The sequence below is a fragment of the Streptomyces umbrinus genome, assembly GCF_030817415.1.
In the GTDB taxonomy this organism is placed as follows: domain Bacteria; phylum Actinomycetota; class Actinomycetes; order Streptomycetales; family Streptomycetaceae; genus Streptomyces; species Streptomyces umbrinus_A.
In genome coordinates this window covers 671,285-690,256 of sequence record NZ_JAUSZI010000002.1, presented here as the reverse complement: position 1 = coordinate 690,256, position 18,972 = coordinate 671,285, and the positions used below count along the sequence as shown (strand labels likewise).

At 68.4% G+C, this 18,972-nt stretch carries 12 protein-coding genes and 2 pseudogenes; 7 read left to right on the top strand and 7 right to left on the bottom strand.

Annotated features, from left to right (window positions below; translation table 11 throughout):
- Positions 1-383: 383 nt before the first annotated feature.
- The gene (locus QF035_RS03720) at positions 384-1,211 is read right to left on the bottom strand and encodes a hypothetical protein (RefSeq protein ID WP_307518099.1); all 828 of its coding nucleotides are present in this window, start codon (positions 1,209-1,211) and stop codon (positions 384-386) included.
- 352 nt (positions 1,212-1,563) lie between these two features.
- Between QF035_RS03720 and QF035_RS03715 the strand changes: the two genes are divergently transcribed.
- On the top strand, positions 1,564-1,761 hold the full coding sequence (locus QF035_RS03715; protein WP_307518098.1) for a hypothetical protein: 198 nt from the start codon (positions 1,564-1,566) through the stop codon (positions 1,759-1,761).
- A 262-nt stretch (positions 1,762-2,023) separates the two neighbouring features.
- On the opposite strand, the gene QF035_RS03710 is transcribed toward QF035_RS03715, so the two are convergent.
- Complete coding sequence (locus QF035_RS03710; protein ID WP_307518096.1) at positions 2,024-2,434, bottom strand: hypothetical protein; 411 nt, start codon at positions 2,432-2,434, stop codon at positions 2,024-2,026.
- Positions 2,435-3,070: 636 nt separating this feature from the next.
- Positions 3,071-3,413 (bottom strand): annotated as a pseudogene (locus QF035_RS56220) (transposase); the annotation flags it as partial.
- Positions 3,414-4,210: 797 nt separating this feature from the next.
- On the opposite strand from QF035_RS56220, the gene ltrA reads away from it, so the two are divergent.
- Positions 4,211-5,266, top strand: coding sequence for a group II intron reverse transcriptase/maturase (gene ltrA / locus QF035_RS03700; protein WP_307518095.1), 1,056 nt, complete (start codon positions 4,211-4,213; stop codon positions 5,264-5,266).
- A 95-nt stretch (positions 5,267-5,361) separates the two neighbouring features.
- On the opposite strand, the pseudogene QF035_RS03690 reads toward ltrA, so the two are convergent.
- Positions 5,362-6,137 (bottom strand): annotated as a pseudogene (locus tag QF035_RS03690) (IS630 family transposase); the annotation flags it as partial.
- 217 nt (positions 6,138-6,354) lie between these two features.
- The gene (locus QF035_RS03685; protein WP_307518092.1) at positions 6,355-7,365 is read right to left on the bottom strand and encodes a DUF6215 domain-containing protein; all 1,011 of its coding nucleotides are present in this window, start codon (positions 7,363-7,365) and stop codon (positions 6,355-6,357) included.
- Positions 7,366-8,143: 778 nt separating this feature from the next.
- Between QF035_RS03685 and QF035_RS03680 the strand changes: the two genes are divergently transcribed.
- Entirely contained in the window at positions 8,144-9,022 is an 879-nt protein-coding gene (locus QF035_RS03680) for a DUF4132 domain-containing protein (RefSeq protein ID WP_307518090.1), read from the top strand.
- Positions 9,023-9,183: 161 nt separating this feature from the next.
- A complete protein-coding gene (locus tag QF035_RS03675; protein WP_307518088.1) occupies positions 9,184-14,283 on the top strand; it encodes a DNA-binding protein in 5,100 nt (1,699 codons plus the stop codon).
- 53 nt (positions 14,284-14,336) lie between these two features.
- Here the strand turns inward: QF035_RS03675 and QF035_RS03670 are convergent, their stop codons facing one another.
- Entirely contained in the window at positions 14,337-15,434 is a 1,098-nt protein-coding gene (locus QF035_RS03670; protein WP_307518086.1) for an MMPL family transporter, read from the bottom strand.
- 184 nt (positions 15,435-15,618) lie between these two features.
- Between QF035_RS03670 and QF035_RS03665 the strand changes: the two genes are divergently transcribed.
- The 3 genes from QF035_RS03665 (at position 15,619) to istB (ending at position 18,010) form a co-directional block, all read left to right on the top strand.
- On the top strand, positions 15,619-16,398 hold the full coding sequence (locus tag QF035_RS03665) for a phosphotransferase (RefSeq protein WP_307517437.1): 780 nt from the start codon (positions 15,619-15,621) through the stop codon (positions 16,396-16,398).
- A gap of 236 nt (positions 16,399-16,634) precedes the next feature.
- The gene (locus QF035_RS03660; protein ID WP_307517439.1) at positions 16,635-17,222 is read left to right on the top strand and encodes a hypothetical protein; all 588 of its coding nucleotides are present in this window, start codon (positions 16,635-16,637) and stop codon (positions 17,220-17,222) included.
- Positions 17,219-18,010 carry an IS21-like element helper ATPase IstB gene (gene istB, locus QF035_RS03655; RefSeq protein WP_307517440.1) on the top strand — a complete coding sequence of 264 codons (792 nt, stop codon included), beginning with the start codon at positions 17,219-17,221 and terminating at the stop codon, positions 18,008-18,010. Before QF035_RS03660 ends, istB begins: the two co-directional genes overlap by 4 nt.
- A gap of 54 nt (positions 18,011-18,064) precedes the next feature.
- On the opposite strand, the gene QF035_RS03650 is transcribed toward istB, so the two are convergent.
- A complete protein-coding gene (locus QF035_RS03650; protein ID WP_307517441.1) occupies positions 18,065-18,895 on the bottom strand; it encodes a transglutaminase-like domain-containing protein in 831 nt (276 codons plus the stop codon).
- Between the last annotated feature and the right edge of the window lie 77 nt (positions 18,896-18,972).

Sequence of the window (18,972 nt, the reverse complement as noted above, 5' to 3'; positions counted from 1 at the left end):
ACGGAGTTGACCAGCGCGGCGAAGGGCGATCAGCGTCCACAAGTCGTCGCCCACGATCCGCGGCCGAGTACTCACATCATCCCGAACGGACCTGTTCCGCAGTGACCAGTCGCGGCCGCACGGCGATCTGGAGATCCCGGTATCTGCGGCGAGGTTCCCGGAGATTCAGAGGCGTTCTCCCGAGTACGCGTGGGGCGCGGCTGTCAGCGGCACCGGACACGCCCCCACCCACCAGCCGACTGCCGTCGCGGTTGCCACGGCGGTGACCGGCACCCCGGCCGTGGCTCCGACCATGACCTCCCAGCTGACCGGACGACGTCCTCCGCTCCCGCCGGAAGACCCCGGTCAATTGGCCGGGGCCGTAACACTTGTTGAAGAGGGGGTCAGATCTCCACCCGCATCTCCTCACGAAGCTCGGCGGTCATCTCGGCCGCCTTCTCCGGGTCTGTCGACCGGCCGCTCATGATGTCCGCGTACTCCATGGGCGTCACGAGGCCGAGCGTGCTGTGATCGGCCCAGGCGCACCACGTCATGCTTGCCTCGGGCGGCTCCTCCCCGGGGTTCTTGGCCGTGGACTTCTGGCATTTCAGGATGGCACCGTCCAGCGAGCCGGGGTGGTACTCCTTCGGGGTGCCTCCGAAGTCGAAGGTGACCTCGTCGTCCGTCATCTGTTTCTCCATACCGGCGAAGATCGCGTCGACAGCCTTCTCCGGGTCGTCGATCGTGCCGTAGAAGCCGGCGAACGACAGCCACTTGTCGGGCCTCAGGGCGCCAGGCTCCTTCACCTCGTAGCCGGCGACGACGTCCTTCGGGTCCTTCACCCCCCACGACTCGGCGTCCTTCAGCTCGGCGGGCGTCATGAGCCCACTCTCGCTCTCGGTCCTTTGGTACTCGCCGAGCACGGTGTCCGCCGCGACCAGCTTGTGCGGCCCGTCGTCCGTGATGCCGGCGGAACCGCCGCCGCTGCTCCCGCCGATGACGAAGTACCCGCCGACGGCGATCGCCGCCACCAACGCGACTGCGCCCGCGATCAGCCCCGCCTTCCTCGTCCCACCACCCGGCGCCGGTGGTTGGCCGTAATCGGTGATTGGCGGGTTCGGCGGGTTCGGCGGGTTCGGCGGGTTCGGCGGTGGCGGTGGGACCTGCGGCTGCTGCCCGGAAGGATCCGGCTGCCCGTACAGCCCCGGTTGGTTGGATTGGTTCTCGCTCATTCTGGTCCCCCTCCAGATGGCTCACACTCCTCCCAGCGTGACCCGGGACCGGGCGGAGGGGCCGGATCCGGCAGCGCACCGTTACAAATGAAACGCGTTCCGGGACGCTGTGATGACTCAGCCTCCAGCGCCTATCCACCCAGTACAGGTGGTTCGCCAAACCCGGCGGAGTGCGTGTTGAGGGCAGGGCGGTAGAAGGAGTCAACTGACGTCATGGGGACCGGAGATGATCGCCTGCCATCCGTGTTCGCCGGGGACGGGGTCGTTGGAGGATTACGGGGCCCGCTTCGACGATGTCCTTACCAGCCTCGTGCAGCGGCGGCGGGGGAAATCAGGCGTTCCACTGATCTGCATGGCGCTGATCGAGCCGTCGGCGACTACTGAGGTTTTCGGGTTGGTGTCGGGGGGTGATCCCTGCGCTACGCCGGTTGTATGCGATACGCGAGAAGACCTCGGTGATCGCGAAGGATTTGCGGGTGAGCGAGCGGTCGGTGGAACCGTCGGCGAAAGCGACTTCCGACATGAGCGCGGCGGCGATCTGGTGCTGTGAACGCAGCCGCCTGCGCAGCGTGACGGCGGTCTCCAGCTGCGCGCTGCGGACCGCGGCTGGTCCTTGGCAGTGGCGTCTGTGGGGGGCCTCCCGCACCCCTTTCGGCGGCGGTTGAACCGGGCTCAGGCACGTATCTCCTGTGGACGATCAACAGACCTGTCGCTGGATACTGGGAGTGACGCCGCGCGCCAGACCTTCGGTTTACGCCGGGATGCAGTCCATCGCCCGGCTCATTCGATGGCGTAGGTGATGAGGACCGCGCTCAGCGGATGGCCTGGGCCTGGACCGTCCACGTGGTGTGAAACGTCATCCCTTGACAGCGGATGTCGGAGTCTTCCTTCAACTTCACAGCGGCAGCCAGCACGAATGGCAGGTTGGCCTGACTGAGGTCAAGCGTGGGCAGGGGGCCCACGCCGGCTGTGGACAGTTCGATCTGATCGTGGCAGTACGTCATGTCGTCGGCGTTCGCCACGGTGTCGACAACGACTTCGCCGACGGCAATGGAGGTCAGTTGGGCCCTTACATTGCTGTTCGGGTTGGTGAAGGTGAGGGTGACGTCTGCGGTTTCGCCGGGCAGCAGTGTGGCGGTTTGCTCGCCGGTGACCGTGATGGGGAGGAAGTACTCGGCGGAGCCTGCCACTGGGCCCGATGTGCTCTGCTGGATGAAAGGCATGATGTGCCTCCTGCTCGGACGGACTGGATGTGCGTAGGAACGGTCTGTCCTCGGCGGCCCGTGCTCACCGACGCTCGTCAGCGATCAGTGGGCGCTGCCGTGGATTTTCTTGCCGGGACCTGGAGTCGGCGGCTCACAGCCGCCCGGGAGCCCGATCAGCCGATGTGGCCACATCGGCCTATGGGCCTGGGAAGGGGCCAGCGCTCTGTCGTCGAGAACGCGGACGGCCCTCCCGCTCAGGCCGATCGAAACAGTGGTGAGGGAAGAACACGTCGGCCGGAAACCGCTGCCTCTGCGGGCACTCAGGAAAACGGTCAGGACGGCAGCCGAACCCCGGCCTGGAACGCCGTCCCTGGGGCCGACGGTGGGCCAGCTGCCACTCTCCTGTGGAGGGACGGGCGGCCCACCTGTTCGGATACGTAAAGTAACCCATTTGCACCACGTCGTTGACAAGCATGTTGACGTCACGTCACCCGAACAGTGGAGCGCTCGGAGTCGGCAGCGCGCGGGAAGTGCGCCCTTCGGGTCGTCCCGCATGCGATGGCCTGGCCCCGGGGCGCGCCCGCGACATGGGTGCGGCCGGCCGACGGGAGTCGCTCCCTGAGCCAGCCGGCCCCTGTGTCTTGTATGCGGCCGTCATGCCCTCACGGGCAGCCGGTTCACGGGTACTGAAGCTTTTCGTATTAGCGTCAGATTTGGGGTGATGGTCAGTCCGGTTCTCTGTCAGGCAGCCGTCGATGAGGTCGGGGCGGCGCTGGATCTGGCTCAGTGCCCGGCGCAGGGTGCGGGTGAGGTGGTCGGGGTCGGGGTCGGTGAAGGCGACGTTGGCCAGGGCTCCGCGCCGAAGTAACGACCAGATCCCTTCCACCGGGTTGAGATCGGGTGCGTAACTGGGGAGCTGGCAGATGGTGAGCCAGTCGTGGTCAGCGGCGTATTGGCGCATCCCAGCTGCCCGGTGAGTGTTCAGATTGTCCCAGACCTTGTGTCCTGAACATGAAAGGGAGTTGGTTGTAGGAACAGCTTCCGAAAATGGTGCTGTGCGGAAGATGAAGGATTTGTGGCCCTTCGGAGTCGCCCTGCGGGGGGAGACTTCAAACCGCCTCATGCTGCGTTGGGTTGAAGACCGTCGTGGTGAGCGATGAGGAAAAGGCGTTGTAAGAGGCGTCAGGTGGGGACCGGGAAGACGAACGCAAGTGAATCGCTGCTGATGTGTCGAAAGACAAACAGATGACATCGAAACCGGGGCATGATCTGGGCTCCGGGATGAGCCTGGCGGGTGCCCGTTTATTGGCCAGGTGGTGTCCGGCATGTAGGCGACGTGAGCCCGGTCTGCGGCTTCCGCATGGAACAGGAGAAGGCAGGCCCCGACACTGTCCGCCGCGTGGCGGCGGGCGAGAGGGAGTGCCCCAAGCGGCGGACACCGCGAGGGGTCGAGTACCGATGCGGGGCCTGCCGGCGGACCGGCTCGTAGTAGTGATGAAGCCCCTGTAATGGGGGTGGAGCGAAGGGGCCGGGTCGTTCGTGACTGAGTTGATCGCATCAACCGGACGGTGTCCGGGAGGAGTTCGATGGGCCAGTTGAAGTCGCAGGCCAAGCCGTTTGATATTTCGAAGTGGGAAGTCAAGGAGGCGTGGGAGGAAGTCAGGGTGAACAGAGGCGCACCAGGAGTGGATGGGCAGAGTATCGACGACTTCGAGAAGGACCTGAAGAATAATCTGTTCAAGGTCTTGGAACCGGATGTCGTCGGGCTCTTACTTTCCACCGCCGGTGCGTGCGGTGGCCATTCCCAAGCCGCACGGCGGCGGCACGAGAATGCTCGGCATTCCCGCTGTCGCCGACCGAGTGGCGCAGACCGTAGTGGCCCGGCACCTGATGCGAAGGGTGGAGCCCATTTTCCATCCGGACAGCTTCGGATACCGGCCCGGGCGGTCCGCCTTGGACGCGGTGGGGAAATGCCGGGAGCGCTGCTGGAAGCGGGACTGGGTGGTGGAGTTCGACATCGCCAAGTTCTTCGACAGTGTGCCCTGGGACCTGCTGGTCAAGGCGGTGGAGGCGCACACTGACGCCGTTTGGGTGAAGTTGTATGTGCGGCGGTGGCTTGCGGCCCCGCTCGCCATGCCCGACGGCTCCCTGCTGGAGCGGGAGCGAGGGACCCCACAGGGGGCTCCGGTTTCTCCCGTATTGGCGAACCTGTTCCTGCACTACGCGTTCGACATGTGGATGGCCCGGGAGTTCCCGGCCGTCTGGTTCGAGCGCTATGCGGACGATGCGGTGCTGCACTGCGTCTCCGAGCGCGAGGCCCAGCGGGTGCTGGCCGCGCTCACGGGCAGGATGGCCGAGGTCGGGCTGCAACTGCACCCGGCCAAGACCCGGATTGTGTACTGCCAGAACGGCAAACGCCGACGCTCCTACGAGCACACCGCGTTCACCTTCCTCGGATACACCTTCCGCGCCAGGCGAAGCCGGAACCGGCACGGCAGGCAGTTCCTGTCGTTCGACCCGGCGGTCAGCAAGGACGCCCTGACGAGGATGAGCCGGGAGGTGCGCTCCTGGCACCTGCACACCCGCTCGGACCTTTCCTTCAACGAGCTCGCCCGCAGGACCAACCCTGTGGTGGCGGGCTGGCTCAACTACTACAGCCGCTTCCGGCCGTGGGAGTTGCGCACCTTCGCGATGCGCATCAACGCCTACCTGGTGCGTTGGATCCGCCAGAAGTACAAGCGGCTCGCGGGCAGACGGAAGGCCCTTGCGAAACTCGTGGAGATCGCTCAGCGATACCCCCGTATGTTCGCGCACTGGCGCCTGACGACGGATGCCGTACTGGCCTGCTGATCAGAACGGCAAGAGCCGTGTAACGGGCGACTGTTACGCACGGTTCTGTGAGAGCCGAGGGGTGAGATTCCCCTCGGCTACTCGGCAGAACGATGGGGGGCGCCGAGCTGCAGGTGAGCGCGGACGGCGAGGTCGCGGTAGTCGGTCCAGGCGAAGCTCTTGCGGGCGCCCTTCCAGGGCAGGTGGAAGCGCGGACGGTAGATAAGCCGGGGCCTCTCGCCGGGCTTGTAGCAGGCCAGCGCGGCGATCGAGATCCGACGCCGGGACCGGCCACGGACCCGCACCACGGGAGTGCGTCCGCGCCGGCTCCAGGTTCGGGCATGCGGCGGCGTCATCGCGAACCCGGCCTCGTCCTCGAAGACGATGCAGGCCCCGAGCGCCGCCGCGGTGCTTCCACCTGCGGCCACACGTCTTTCTTCCACAACCCCACGGCGAGTTCGTCGCGCTCGAGCGCCCGGCGGGCCGGGCTCTGCCAGGACCAGCCGTGCCGGTGCAGCAGCCGCCACACCCCCGAGATCGAGCAGGTGACATGGAACTTGCGGGCGATCGCCGTCTTGACGCGTTCCAGCGTCCACCGCTGGTCTTCCCAGCCGCGCGCGGCCGGCCCCCTGCCGAGTTCCTCCTCCAGCACGGCGAACTGCGCCTCGGATATTTTGGGCGATTTCGCCGGGCCTGAGGACGCCAGCGCCGTCGCTCCACCCTCGCGCCAGGCACGACGCCACCGCTCCACCGACCGCTCGCTCACCCGCAAATCCTTCGCGATCACCGAGGTCTTCTCACCCCGCACGAACCGCTCGCCGGACACCCGCCGGACACCCTCACGAAAGGCCCGCCACTCAGCAGTCAGGCCCCCTCCCTGCGCGTATCGCATACAACCGGCGTAGCGCAGGGATCACCCGCCGTCACCCCCGACACCAACCCGAAAACCTCAGTAATGTCGGTCCACACTTCCAGCTCGTCTCTGATACGACGCAGCCTGACCTCCGACTGGGTCAAGAAGGTCGCGGCACGCATCCCGTCACAAGGCCGATGCCGTCGCGGGCGGCGCGACTGGACGGAAACTTTTTCGCCGGAGTGTTCTCGGCGTCTCATCGGACAGGCCGTTCGGGCATGCTCGGAAGAACCTTTTCAGCGATGTCGAGGAGAACGCCGTCGTCCGGGAGGGCTCCGGACTTGCTCCACACGGTGATTTCGCAGTAGCCGCCCCGGTCATTGCGGTCCAGGGCCACGGTCAGCGTCCTGGCCAGGGGGCCTTGTTCGACCGGTCCGGCGGATCCGCCACTTCCGAGATTGATCTCGAACTTCATGGTGTGAGCCGAGGAGAGGACCGCGGGCCGGCCGAGAGTCGCAAGCGTCTTGATGTCCTGCTCGTCCCCGAACTTCATCAGCTTCACGTACTGGTCGATCGACAGCTCGTTGTAAGTGGCCGAGACATTCACGCTGTACGTGTCGAACGTGACCTCGGCCTCCGGTTGGGCGACCTTCCCATCGGTCAATGGAGCGGTGTTGTCGGTGGCGGAAGCAGTGGTCGCGGTCTCTCCAGGCGTTCCCAGGAGCGTGGCCAGGTCTGGTTGGTTGAGCGCCTTGCACAGTTCTTCACCGGTCACAGGCTGGGGTGTCTGCTTGTAGGCCTTCGGCAGTTCCTCGTGTGTCCCGCCCGAACACGAGGCGGGCTGCGGGGCGATGGTGTCGGACGGCATCACGTGTGGGGCCACCCACAGCGCGGCCCCGAGTGCCCCGAACACGGCCACGGCCGCAACGGCCTGGCCCCATGCGTTGTGGTCCTTCTCCGGAGTGTTCGGGCGAGGACTCGGCCCGGTTCCGGCCTGGGCCTGTGCCTGCGCCTGGACGGTAGCAGCGATCGCCGCCCCGTCCGCGGAGGCTGCCGGACTCGGGCTCCGGCGTGCGCGCAGGGCGCGGGCCACGGTGTGGATGCGTACTGCGGTGAACACGAGGAACGCCGCGCCGAGACCGGCCGCGACCCGATCGTGATCGCGGACGGCGAGATACATGATGCGTACGCCGAGAACGGAACCGACCGCGATGAGCAGGGGTTCGCGGACCCAGAACGGCGGGAGACGGAGGAGGAAACCGAGCATCCGGCGATCTCACCACGCCAAGATCACATTCGCCGTGGTGGAAGCCACAGTTCCGGGCACGTGCAGGGCCTACCGAAGCAAGAGATGCCAAGCCGACGATCCCGAGAGGCTGGACGGCAGCGGATGCAGGCGCTTGCGGCCAAGTCCTCGCCTTCGGCGTCCTGCCCGTACTGCCCGTACTGATCGTCTTCGCCTTCTTCCGGCGATGGTTCGTTCAGGGCGTATCCAGCTCGCCGTCAAGGGCTGAGCAACAGCTGTCTCAACCCCTCGCGGAGCACTGTTCTCGCCCGCCCTGACCACCGTGCACATCGACGCGGCGGCCATAGCCGCATCGCCGTACGCAGGGCCCTGGATCTGCCGGCTGCCGACGCCACCCCCGAGTTGGCACGGGTGATCGTCCGACAGTCCGGGTGCGGCCCGCGTGCGAACCCTCTCACGTCGACTCGCGGACACCGCCACGGTGAAGCACGACGGCTCATGGCAGCTCAGCGCTGATGCGACCGAACCTGTCGAGCGCAACACCTGCGGCTCCACCGCCGGATCGAGCGAACCACCGCCATCGGGGTACGAATTGGTCAGGAGCTTGGAGAGAACTCCGCAGCAGCAGGTCTGCAGGTCCGCAAGGCAGCGGGCCACCGAGGCCTGGCTTAATGAACGGCACGCCAACTGTCAGTGGGTGCCTCTAATCTTTCGCGGACAGTCACAGTGGGGTGGGTCGATTCGGACCGCCGGCCGCGCTGTGCCGGTTTCCGAACGGCGAAAGAGGCAGAGAAAACCAATGGGCTGGCTGGCAGTGGGCGACACCTATGAGATCGCTCTGGTGGAAGGCCGGGTAGTGGCCCGGTCCGCGTCGGAGACGTCTGGGGAAGGGCAGCTGAGAGCGCTGCCGGGAGAGTTACGGGACCGGCCCGAGGTGATCGAGCTGCAGCGGTTCGCCGAGTGGCTGGACCGGCATGCGGCCCAGTGTGTGGCGCGGGTCGACAGCTGGATGGTGTCCTCGTTGCCGGTGCCGTCCGGTCTGCTGGCCCGGGTGTGGCCCGACGAGGCGTGGCGGTCGGCGCTGCGTGACCTGGTGGTGGTCGGCGAGGGCCCCGGCGAGGTGGGTTTTCTGCGGGACGCCGACGACTCGGGTGGGCTTGGGGTGGTGAACCTGGACGGCGAGACCGTCCGGTTGTCCCCCCGCACGGTGACGATGCCCCATCCGGTGCTGCTTCCGGACCTTGACGAACTTCGCGTGTTTGCGGCCGAGTTGGGGGTGGTGCAGGGTGTCGAGCAGATCCATCGCGCCGTCTGGCGCAGGCCGCGTGACCTCGGCGCCGGAGAACTCGGTGATGCCGAGACGGTCTCCGAGTTCTCCGGCGCCGAGTACAGCTCGTGGTTCCATCTTTCCGCGCGTGCTGCTTCGCTCGGCTACAAGGTGTCCGAGGGCCGCGTCAGTGGCCGGATCCGGGACGCCGGGCGGGTCTTTACCGCGTCGGTCGAGATCGGCAGTCCGTACTACGGGGAAGAGGGCCGGACCGGCGATCTGAGCTGGCGCCATGGACGGGATTCCCGGCTTCGGCTGTCCGAGGTGGGCCCTGTGGCGTGGTCCGAGGGGATGCGGATGGCCGCGGCCCTGCAGGCCGGCCGCACGGTGTCCGCGGACCGCACCGCGTGAGCGGCACGGTGGCACGGACTGTGGCAGGGACGACGGCACGGACGGCGGCACACCTCGGGAGCACGGGCGTGGCCGGGGCATCTCACACGACACAGACCGACGGGCGCACGCGTGAGCAGGGCCCCGGGGACCGGCCGCACGGCCGCGAAAGGCACGGAATCATGAGCGACACGGTGGCCAAGGACGCGGTGGCCCGGGGCGAGGCGACGGCGGTGGCGCAGGCCCGGGCTGAAGCCCGGGCTGAGGCCGAGGAACTGCTGCGTGCCGGTGCGGTACTGCCTCCGGGGACCATCGGGGGCGGTGACCGGGCGGTGGCCATGTTCGCGCAGGCCTACCGGCATCCGGGCCTGGAGGGCCGGATCGTCGTACGGCTGGTCGCCGCGGGACAGGGAGGGGGCTTGGGCGCCGGTTTCCTCGGCCTGGAACCCGAGGGCGGGCCGGTGGAGGTCGGTCTGGGGCAGCCGCGGGCGCTGGGTTTCCCGGAATGGGTGCTGGTTCATCATCCCTCGGACGGTCACCTGGCGATGTCGCTGGTCGAGGAGATGAACACGGTGGCGCGGACGGCGAAGTCCAGGCCGAAGAGGGCGCGGGCCGCCTACGAGTCGATCGGCGAACGCCTCGCGGGGTCCGTGCCGCATTTCCTGCCGACCTTCTACGAGCAGGCGGGCCGGGTGTTTTTGGCCGCCGACGAGAGCGCGTACGCGTCGCAGATGTTCGTCAACGCACGCAAGGCCGAGACCGGGCACGCGCTGCCCTTCGACGAGGAGCGCATGGACGCCGTCTTCCTCGAGTTCGCCCTGGCCGGGGCCGTGCCGACGAAGATGCTCTCCAGCTACGCCAAGGGGCTGTCGTCCCGGGTCCCGGCCGCCACGGCGTTCCGGCACGTCCGCGGGCTCTTCGTGCGCCTGGCCGCGCACGGGCTGCCTCCGTCGAGTCCGGGCGCGGGTGATCTGCGCCGGCTGGCGAAGGCGGCCGCGGGCAGGAACGCGCTCGGCGAGGAGATCGCCTATCTGCGCGAGATGCTGGCGCTGCCCGGCACCCTCAAGGCACCGCCCGGCTGGTGGAAGACCCACCGGCCGGCCCTGCTGGACCTCACCCGGCAGGAACCCGCCTTCCGCGGCACCCTGCTGGAGCTGATGCCCTCAGGGTGGGAGCGGGAAGAACTGCCCCAGTGGCTGGACCTGCTGGAGAAGTCCGGTGCCACCGCCGGGCTGTGCGATACCACCCTGCCCGCCGAAGTGCGTCCCGCCGACGGCACGGCCGGCTGGACCCGCAGATTCCTGGAACTGTGGCGGGCCGACCACCGCCTCGCTCCGGCGGGACTGTATCCGCTCGTCGACCGCATGGCCGACACACTGCGCACCGAACTGGAGGCCTCCGGCGGCCTGTTGACGCCCCCTGTCGGCGATGTGAACCTCCTCGACCAGCTGCTGGCCCTGGGCGTACCGCTGGCGGAGCCCGAGGAGCGTCACCGCCTCAACCTGGTGTCGTGGGCAGCCTGTGAACACCGGCGCGACCTCGTCGCCCTGGAAGCCGACCACCGCTTCCATCCGGCGTTCCGCAATGGCTGCCCCCAGGAGGAGAGACAGGATGGCATGCGGACCGTCCTCGCCCTGGCCGAGTGCCCCGGTGCGAGGCCGATGCTCGCCGCGTGGGTGGGCGAGGTCAGCCGGTGGTACGTCGCCGCGGAGCTCCCCGCGAACGCCGGTCACTCCGGTGCGCTCAGGACGCTGAGCTGGCTGCCGGGCGAGGTACTGGCGGTCGCCGAGACGGCGGTTCGAGAAGCGCTGAGGACCGGCATCGCCCCGGCCCTCGCCCGCGCCCTGCGGTCCGGACTCCTCGACGAACTCGGCTGGCCCGCCTGGGAAGAGGCGGTCGCGGCGGCGCCCGAAAAGCTGGATTCGATGGAGAATTTCGAGGTCTCGGATGCCTGGCCGCACCTCATCGTGCGGCTCGGCCTGAAGATCCGCGTGATCGGTGCGGAGGGCACCCTGCTCACGCACGAGCTGAACCTCCCCGAGAAGCTGACGCGCTATCCCAGCTATGCCAACTGTCACTATGTGGACGGCGAGTTGTTCGTCTGGTGGAGTTCGTACGACTCGCAGGACAAGGAGGGTTACTGGCACCAGAACCCTTCCCAGGTGATGCCGGTCGAGTACGCCGGCTACTTCCGTGCCTCCCGTGCCTCCCGTGTGGGAGACGACCTGGGCCGCGTCTCCCTCCCGCTCCCCGGGGGCGGCCGGGCCACCGGGGGCGGCGTACTGCGCCGAGGAGACGCCGTCGTGCCACCGGCTCGGCAGGTGATCAGCGACGGGACGTCGTACTGGGTGTGGGACCTAGTGGGGCCCGAGCGGCGGGAGCACACCTGGTTCGAGTACGACCCGGTCAGCAACGCACAGGGCGAACCCGGGCTGCCGGACTGGTTCGGCGAGGGCGTGCGCGCCGCCCCGGAGGGAAGCACCCTGGAGGCGGGCTGGCTGCTGCCTGACCCCTTCGCCGTACCGGGTCCGATGTGCTCCCCGGTGGACGGGCTGCTCGGCTGGCGGGTGGTGACACTGCCCGACGGCTCACGGCGGGGCGAGGACCTGGCCGGGCGCTCGGTCGTCGTGCCGCCCGGGACCGACCAGAGTCCGCGGTGGGCACTGGAGTTCCCCGGCGCCGACCGGCCGCTGGCGGTGATCAGGCAGTACAACGAGATCCGTCTGCTCAACGCGGACGGCGCGGAGATGGCCGAGATCCCCCGGGACCAGACCGCCGGACCCTTCACCGCGGGCACTCGCCTGCTGCCGCCCCTGCGCTACTGGCACCTGCTCCAGCCCCGCGACCCGCAGGGCTCCGCTGCACTCCGCAAGGTCGACGAGAACACCGCGACGGCCCTGCTGACGGCCGCCGCAGCCGAGTCCGTGAAGACCAAGGATGCCGAGAGCGTCGAGAACACGACCGGCCCGGACGAGGAGCGCGCGGGAGCAGACGGCCGGGACCGGCTGGCCGGAGTGGTCCGTACCCTGCTGCCACAGGTCTCCCATGAAGCACTGCGCACGGGCATCGCCGGGGTGCTGCGGTTCGCCGCCGACCAGCAGCGCATCCTGGACGTGGCGCGCACCCGGCTCGACGCGGCGGTCACGGGCAGTGTCCGGGAGGAGCGCCGGGTCGAGCCCGACAACGGCACGCTCACCGCGGCATTGCAAGGGCTCGGCGTCAACGGCGACCGGTGGTGGTCGTACCGCAGGTCGTACCACTACTACGGCGGGGACGACATCTTCCGGCTGCTGCGGCTGTTCGGGGAGGCCCTGCGGGGTATCACCGAACCGGTCCCGACGGGTCGTCTGCACCTCGCCCTGCCCGAACAGGGTTGTCTGCGCGTCATGGGCTGGGAGGACCTGCCCACACTGTCCGCGCTGGTGGCTCTCCGGGCCGGTACGGCAGGCACCGTCGACCACCACCGGGAGGCGCTGGACGCGCTCCTCGCCGAACTCGACGCCCAGGAACTCGCGGTGCTGCACCCGGACCACTGGCGCCGGGTCGAACTGCGCCTGGACGAAAGCATCTTCGAGGGGCCGGGCGCCGGGAAGTACACGTCCACAGGGAACGTGCTCCCGCTGCATGGCGGCGCGTTCGTCATCTTCCCCTTCGGCACGGAGCAGCACGTCGACGCGGGCCGGGTGTACGGGGCCGTCTTCCACGATCCGTCCGGCCGGTTCGAGGCGCCCGCTCCGTACACTCTGGTCTCCGCCGAGCCGTTCGTCACAGGGCGGACATGGGCGCCCGGCTGGTTCGCGGCCTTCCGGTCCGAGCTCGCTGCGCGCGGCCCGGCGCCCTGGTTCCCGGCCGCTGCCGAGGAGTTCGCCCGGCTCACCGGCATCACTCCGACCATGGGCCGGCTGGTGGTCGCCGGAGTGCCGATGACCGACGACGGGAAAAAGCCCGTGCCCGCCGAGACGCTGAAGGCCATCGGAGTGAAGGCGGCCGATGTGGGGGTGGCCCGAGCGGCTCTGGGCTGCGACTCTGTGCAGTTCGCGAACTCCGGCGTCTGGCAGGCCGTCCTTTCGGCGCTGCTGCCCGCCGAGCCGTCCGGGCTGTGGACGGACGGCCCGGACGTGGCCGCGGCGGCGGAGGTCTTCAATCGGCGGATGGGCCGGCTGACGCCCCTGCCCGAGGACGTGCTTCACGACGCTTTCCGCTCTCTGGAGTACACCTCGTGGTGGAAGCCGTCCGAGGCGTTGCGTGGGTTCCTCGACGTGGCGGCGGAACCGCGGTTGGCCCGTGACCTGAACTGGCCGATCGGCAATGGCTTCTACCCCCGCCCCGACGGGGACACGCCCGGCTTCGGCACCGACGTCCTGAACGGTTCGGTGGCCCTGGCTGCCTGGCTTGCCCACCGGCTTCCGGCCGGGGATCCGATTCGCGCCGTCCTGCCCACGGTGCTGACCGCGATACGTGAACGGCTGGCCCACCCGCACCTGCTGGTCAGCCTCGGTAGACGGGTCGGTCTGGAGTCCTTCCGCCGGGCTGCCGGGGCCCCCACGGAGACCGGCGGCGACTTCGTGCGCTACGGCGCGGTGGTGGTGTCCACCAGGGACGACGATCCCATGCCCGTGGTCGCCCCGGTGCTGCTGGACCCGGCCGGGAGCGACCCCCACCTGGCGGCGCTGTTCGCCGGCAAGCGGCCGAGCCCGGGGGAGACCTCCCTCCGCGTCGTCCACGACCGGCGGTTCGCGGAACTGCTCGCCGATCCCGGGGAACCGGTGGCGGGCGAGCGCGACGCGGACGGTCTGTGGTGGCCGCAGGACCCCGCCCGGTCCGTGCCCGACCTCGTCGGTGAAGTGGCCGAGCGGTACGGCATCGGCGAAGACGCCGCCGTCATCTATCTGATGCTGCTGGCCCTGCCGGATCCCACCGACCGCAACACCGCGAGCTGGACGGGCTGGACGAAGCAGCGCGGTGGAACGGCCCGGCTCCGCGCCGCACGCGCCGAACTCGCCGCGACCGACCTCGTGGTCGAGGGCAGTCGCAGCCGAGCCGGACGCTCACTGTTCCTGCCCGGCGGCTGGGCCCACCTCCCGCAGCCGCACATTCCGCTGGAGCGGTGGAAGGTGCCGCTGTACGACCTGTTCGACGGCGAGGAAGCCGTCCTGGGCGTCATCGTGCCCACCGGTCCCGTCGCCGCCCTCTACCGCACGGCCTGGCAACGAGTCCTGGAGGGGGACGAGCCCCGCCTGAACGAACTGGAAGTACCGCGACCGCGGAAGGGGCGCCGCTGATCCGTTGGTACGGAGGCGGTCGCAGCGCAACGCCGCGATCCTCCTTCCAGTGGTCACGTACGAGTGCCGCCAGTTGACCGGGGTGTCGCCTGCTCGGCGGCCTGGAACCTCGGCGGCAATGGTCTTGTCGAGCGGGCCGGTCGGCCCTTCATGATCCGCATACCGGCGAAGCCGAGCATGGCGGGCAGCAGGGTCAGCGCGATGATCACAGCTACGGCGACGGCGAAGGCGGAGGCCAGGCCCATGGAGGTGAGCATGGCGATACCGATGACGCTCAGGCCGCTCAGCGCGACGATCACGGTCAGGCCGGCGAAGACGACCGCTGACCCGGCGGTGCCCACGGCGCGCCCGCACGCTTCCTCGGGTTCGTGGCCGTCGCGGATCTCGTTGCGGTAGCGGGAGACGATGAACAGGGCGTAGTCGATGGCGACGGCCAGACCCAGCATCAGTGCCAGGGTCGTGGAGGACGAGGCCAGGTCGAAGAAGTGCGTGGCGAGCGTGACCGAAAGGACGGCCGCGGCCACCCCGAGGATCGCGGTGAGCAGGGGCAGGCCGGCCGCGATCATCGAGCCGAAGGTGATCACCAGAACAACGGCGGCGACCTCGACGCCGATCAGCTCGGGCGCCTTGCTCGCGGCCTTGTCCTTGACGGCGTTGCCGCCGAGGCTCACCTTCAGGCCGGCCTTCTCGCCCTGGGCGACGACGTCGGTCTGGACGGCGTGGGCCGCGCCGCTGACGTCGGCCTCGGCGACCTTGTAGGACACCTGGGCGTAGGCGATGGAGCCGGACTTGCTGACCAGGCCGCTGCTGAAGGGATCGGAGACGCCCGACACCTGCGGCGACTTCTCCAGCTTCGCCACCAGGGACTCGACCTCGGCCTTGTTGACGGCGGAGGTGAGCTTCTGCCCGCTGGGTGCCTCGAACACCACACGTGCGGTGGCGCCGTCGGCGGAGGCCTGCGGGAACTCCTTCTGCAGCAGGTCGATCGCCTTCTGCGATTGCGTGCCCGGAACACTCAGGGCCCCGGAGGATGTGCCGGGCGCGCTCATGGCGCCGATACCGATGGCGGCCAGGACGGCGACCCACAGCATCACGACGACGCGTCGTCGCCGGAACGCCAGCCGGCCGAGCCGATAGAGGAAGGTGGCCACGGATTACTGCCACCAGAAGAAGAGATCATTGGGTGAGCTGGGCCTGACTGACCCGCGATCTCAACCTAAGGGCTGTCCCGTAACTGGCGGCATGACCACATGTGTTGTCAGCCGGACGTGGGATGCGGGTCTGGCGCACTGATATTCAAGGCGCCGCCTGAGGTAGCCGGACTACGCTGGCCGAGTGATTGAGGACGGCTCCACTGACCGCGGCAGTGTCACGACAGTGCGACGGATCGGCGCGACGATCCGTAGGCCGACAGGCGCGTGGACACCTGCCGTACACGCCCTGCTGAGCCACCTGGAGGAGGTGGGGTTCGGCAGGGCTCCCCGCGCGTTGGGCACTGACGGCGCCGACGAAGTGCTGTCGTTGCTCTACGGCGAGCCCGCATTCACGCCCTGGCCAGAAGGTTTGCGCTCCTCACATGGAGTCGGTGAGCTGGGCCGCTGGCTGCGGGGCTACCACGATGCCGTTCGGACCTTCCGGCCGCCGGCCGATGCCCACTGGCAGGGCCAGGAAGAAGAGTGGCGGCCAGGCATGGTGATCCGACACGGAGACCTCGGGCCGTGGAACTCGATCTGGGATGGTGGCCAGCTCGCTGGCTTCATCGATTGGGACTTCGCCGCGCCCGGCCACGCCATCGACGACTTGGCCCAACTCGCCTGGTACGCCGTCCCGCTGCGGTCCATGGAGCAGCAGCGACGGGCGTCGGTCACTGGCTCCAGCACCCTGCAGGCCCGGCTTCATGCGCTCTGTACTACTTACGGTGAACAGCCTGTCGCTGTGATCGAGGCGCTGGACGCCCTTCAGTCCCGCGAGGCCGCACGTATCGAACGCCTCGGCAGACAGGGCACCGAGCCATGGGCGACCTTTCTCGCCCGCGGTGACGCAGCTGAGATGTTGGCCGAGCAGTGCTGGATCCGCTCGGAAAGTGACGCACTCTTGGACACTGGGCACAAGTGACAACCATCTCCAGCCTGTAGACCACGGGTGTGGGTATGTCGGTGAGTTTGGGGAACAGGTGTCGCTCAGCGCCGAGAACGCGTCGGATTGAGGCGTGTGGGTGTCGGTGAGTTTCGGCAACACCAGGGGGCTTGCGGTGGGAGCATGGGTGTGCTCCGTGCTGCGAGGGGGCGTCGATGGCGCCGAGATCGAGGGTCGAGCTGTACGCGGCGATCCGTCGGGATTGCCGTGCTGGGATGACGAAGCGGGCCGTGCTGCACGCCAACGATCTGATCGTCTACGACGGAAGCACGGAGATCGCCCGGCACGAACGGCTAATCGCCAAAGGCGGAGAACGGCTGGTGCTGGACCACTACCTGGAAGCCCTGGTGCGCAAGCCCGGCGCCCTGCCCGGGGCGACCGCCCTCGAACAGGCCAAAGCCGCAGGGAAGTTCACTCCCGTCCACGACGCGTGGTGGGCTGCGGCCTGCAAGGCCCATGGTGATCGGGACGGCACCCGGGCCCTCATCGAGGTATTGCTGCTGGGCCGACGCATCCCGCACGAGGACCTGGTGACCGGGCTCGCGGCCACGCTGCGGGTGGGTGCGCTGACCGCAGACGCCGTTGCCCTGGAGGCCCGCAAGGCCCAGGAAGCCGACGACGCCGACACAGCCCTCGCCGAACCGAAGCTGCCTCTGCGGCGGGAGCCGACGGTGACCTTCCTGACCGCGCGCCGGCTGGCTCATCTGCCGCCCGACACCCGCCCCCTGCCTTCGCCCGCCCCCTACGGCCAGCTTCTTGGCCGCCGCACCAATCACACCAGCACGGGAGACCAGATGCCATGAACGCCACCAGCCACCGCCGGATGAGCGAACAAGCGGCCGAAACCGCCGTCGTCGGCGCCTGCCGGATGCTCCGCCTGCCAACCATCCGCTTGAAGTTCCCGGACCTGGCCGAGCAGGCCGCCCGCGAGCAGATGTCCTACCTCACCTTCCTCGCCGAACTGCTGCTGGCCGAATGCGACGACCGGGCACGGCGCCGCTCCGAACGCCGCATCAAAGCCGCGGCCTTCCCGAGGCAAAAGTCGGTGCGGGAGTTCGACTTCGACGCCAATTTCAACATCGACGCCGCCGTCGTCCACACGCTGGCGACCTGCGAGTGGGTGAAGAAGGGACAGCCGCTCTGTCTGATCGGCGACTCCGGCACCGGCAAATCCCACCTGCTCATCGCGCTTGGGACCGAGGCGGCGATGGCCGGATTCCGGGTGAAGTACACCCTGGCGACCAAACTCGTCAACGAACTCGTCGAGGCCGCGGACGAGAAGCAGCTGACCAAGACCATCGCCCGCTACGGACGCGTCGATCTTTTGTGCATCGACGAACTCGGCTACATGGAACTCGACAAACACGGCGCCGAGTTGCTGTTCCAGGTGCTGACCGAACGAGAGGAGAAGAACAGCGTCGCCATCGCCTCCAACGAAGCCTTCGGTGGATGGACCAAGACGTTCACAGATCCCCGGCTCTGCACCGCCATCGTCGACCGGCTCACCTTCAACGGCACGATCATCGAGACCGGCACCGACTCCTACCGCCTGGCCCAGACCAGGGCCAAGGCAGAGGCTGCCACGACCTGAGCAGGTGGGGACTGGCGCGGTGGCCGGCGCTCCGCTGTCAGTCCCCGGATCTGGTCATCCGACCATGTCGTGGGGCACGGCCAAGACTTCCCGGGCGAACAGGCTGGTCAGGTCCAGCGGATCGTCTTTGGCGCAGGCATCGGCGACCTCGTCGATGAGCTGGTCGTAGTCGGGCCCCGTCTTGCCCTGATAAGCGTTGGTCATGAGGCCCCATTCGTCCCAGGGCAGCATTTCCATCTTGCAGAGCGCCGCGAGGTCGCGGACAGCGTTGCCGCTGATCTCGGCCGGTCCCCAGGCGAAATCGACACCGGCCACCCCGAACTTCTGACCGTCGACCGAACCTTGGCGATACTGAACCCACGCCTCGCCCCCGGTCAGGAACTCGCCAACAGCGAGATTCTCGGGACGCTCGACATACGTCTTGCCGAGGTGTTCGGTGTCGACGCGCACCCAGCGCCGCTGGTCGGCGTCCCAGTACTCGGTGATCCAGTGATCAACGCCGCAGCCCTCCAGGAAGTAGGTCCCGAAACCGCACCGAGCCCGCGAGGGTATGCCCCTCGCTCGCAGGAATGAGGAGGCGATGGTGGCGAAGTGCCGGCAGGTTCCGATCACCCGTGTCTCAGGGGTGCGAGCTCGCTGCAGCGGGGACGGATCGAGGGCGATCAGGGCGGCGATCAGCTCGCTGACCGGCCGGATGTTCTTCTCCGCGAGCCGCGCCTCACCGATCCCTAACGCGGCGGCGTCCACAGGCTGAATGACCAGACCTTGCGCGGCGGCGCAGATGCCAACGGGGTCTTCCGGCAGGCTCTCGATGAGCTGGAGCTGCGTCGCGTCCAGGCTCGTGAAGGGTCCGGGCTGGGAGTAGTCGAGCGCGTCATCGGCCATAACCGGGCATCGTATGCGGCGGGTCTGACATCCGGCCCCGCGCAGCCCTCAGCCGATCCACGATGCTGCTGAAACGC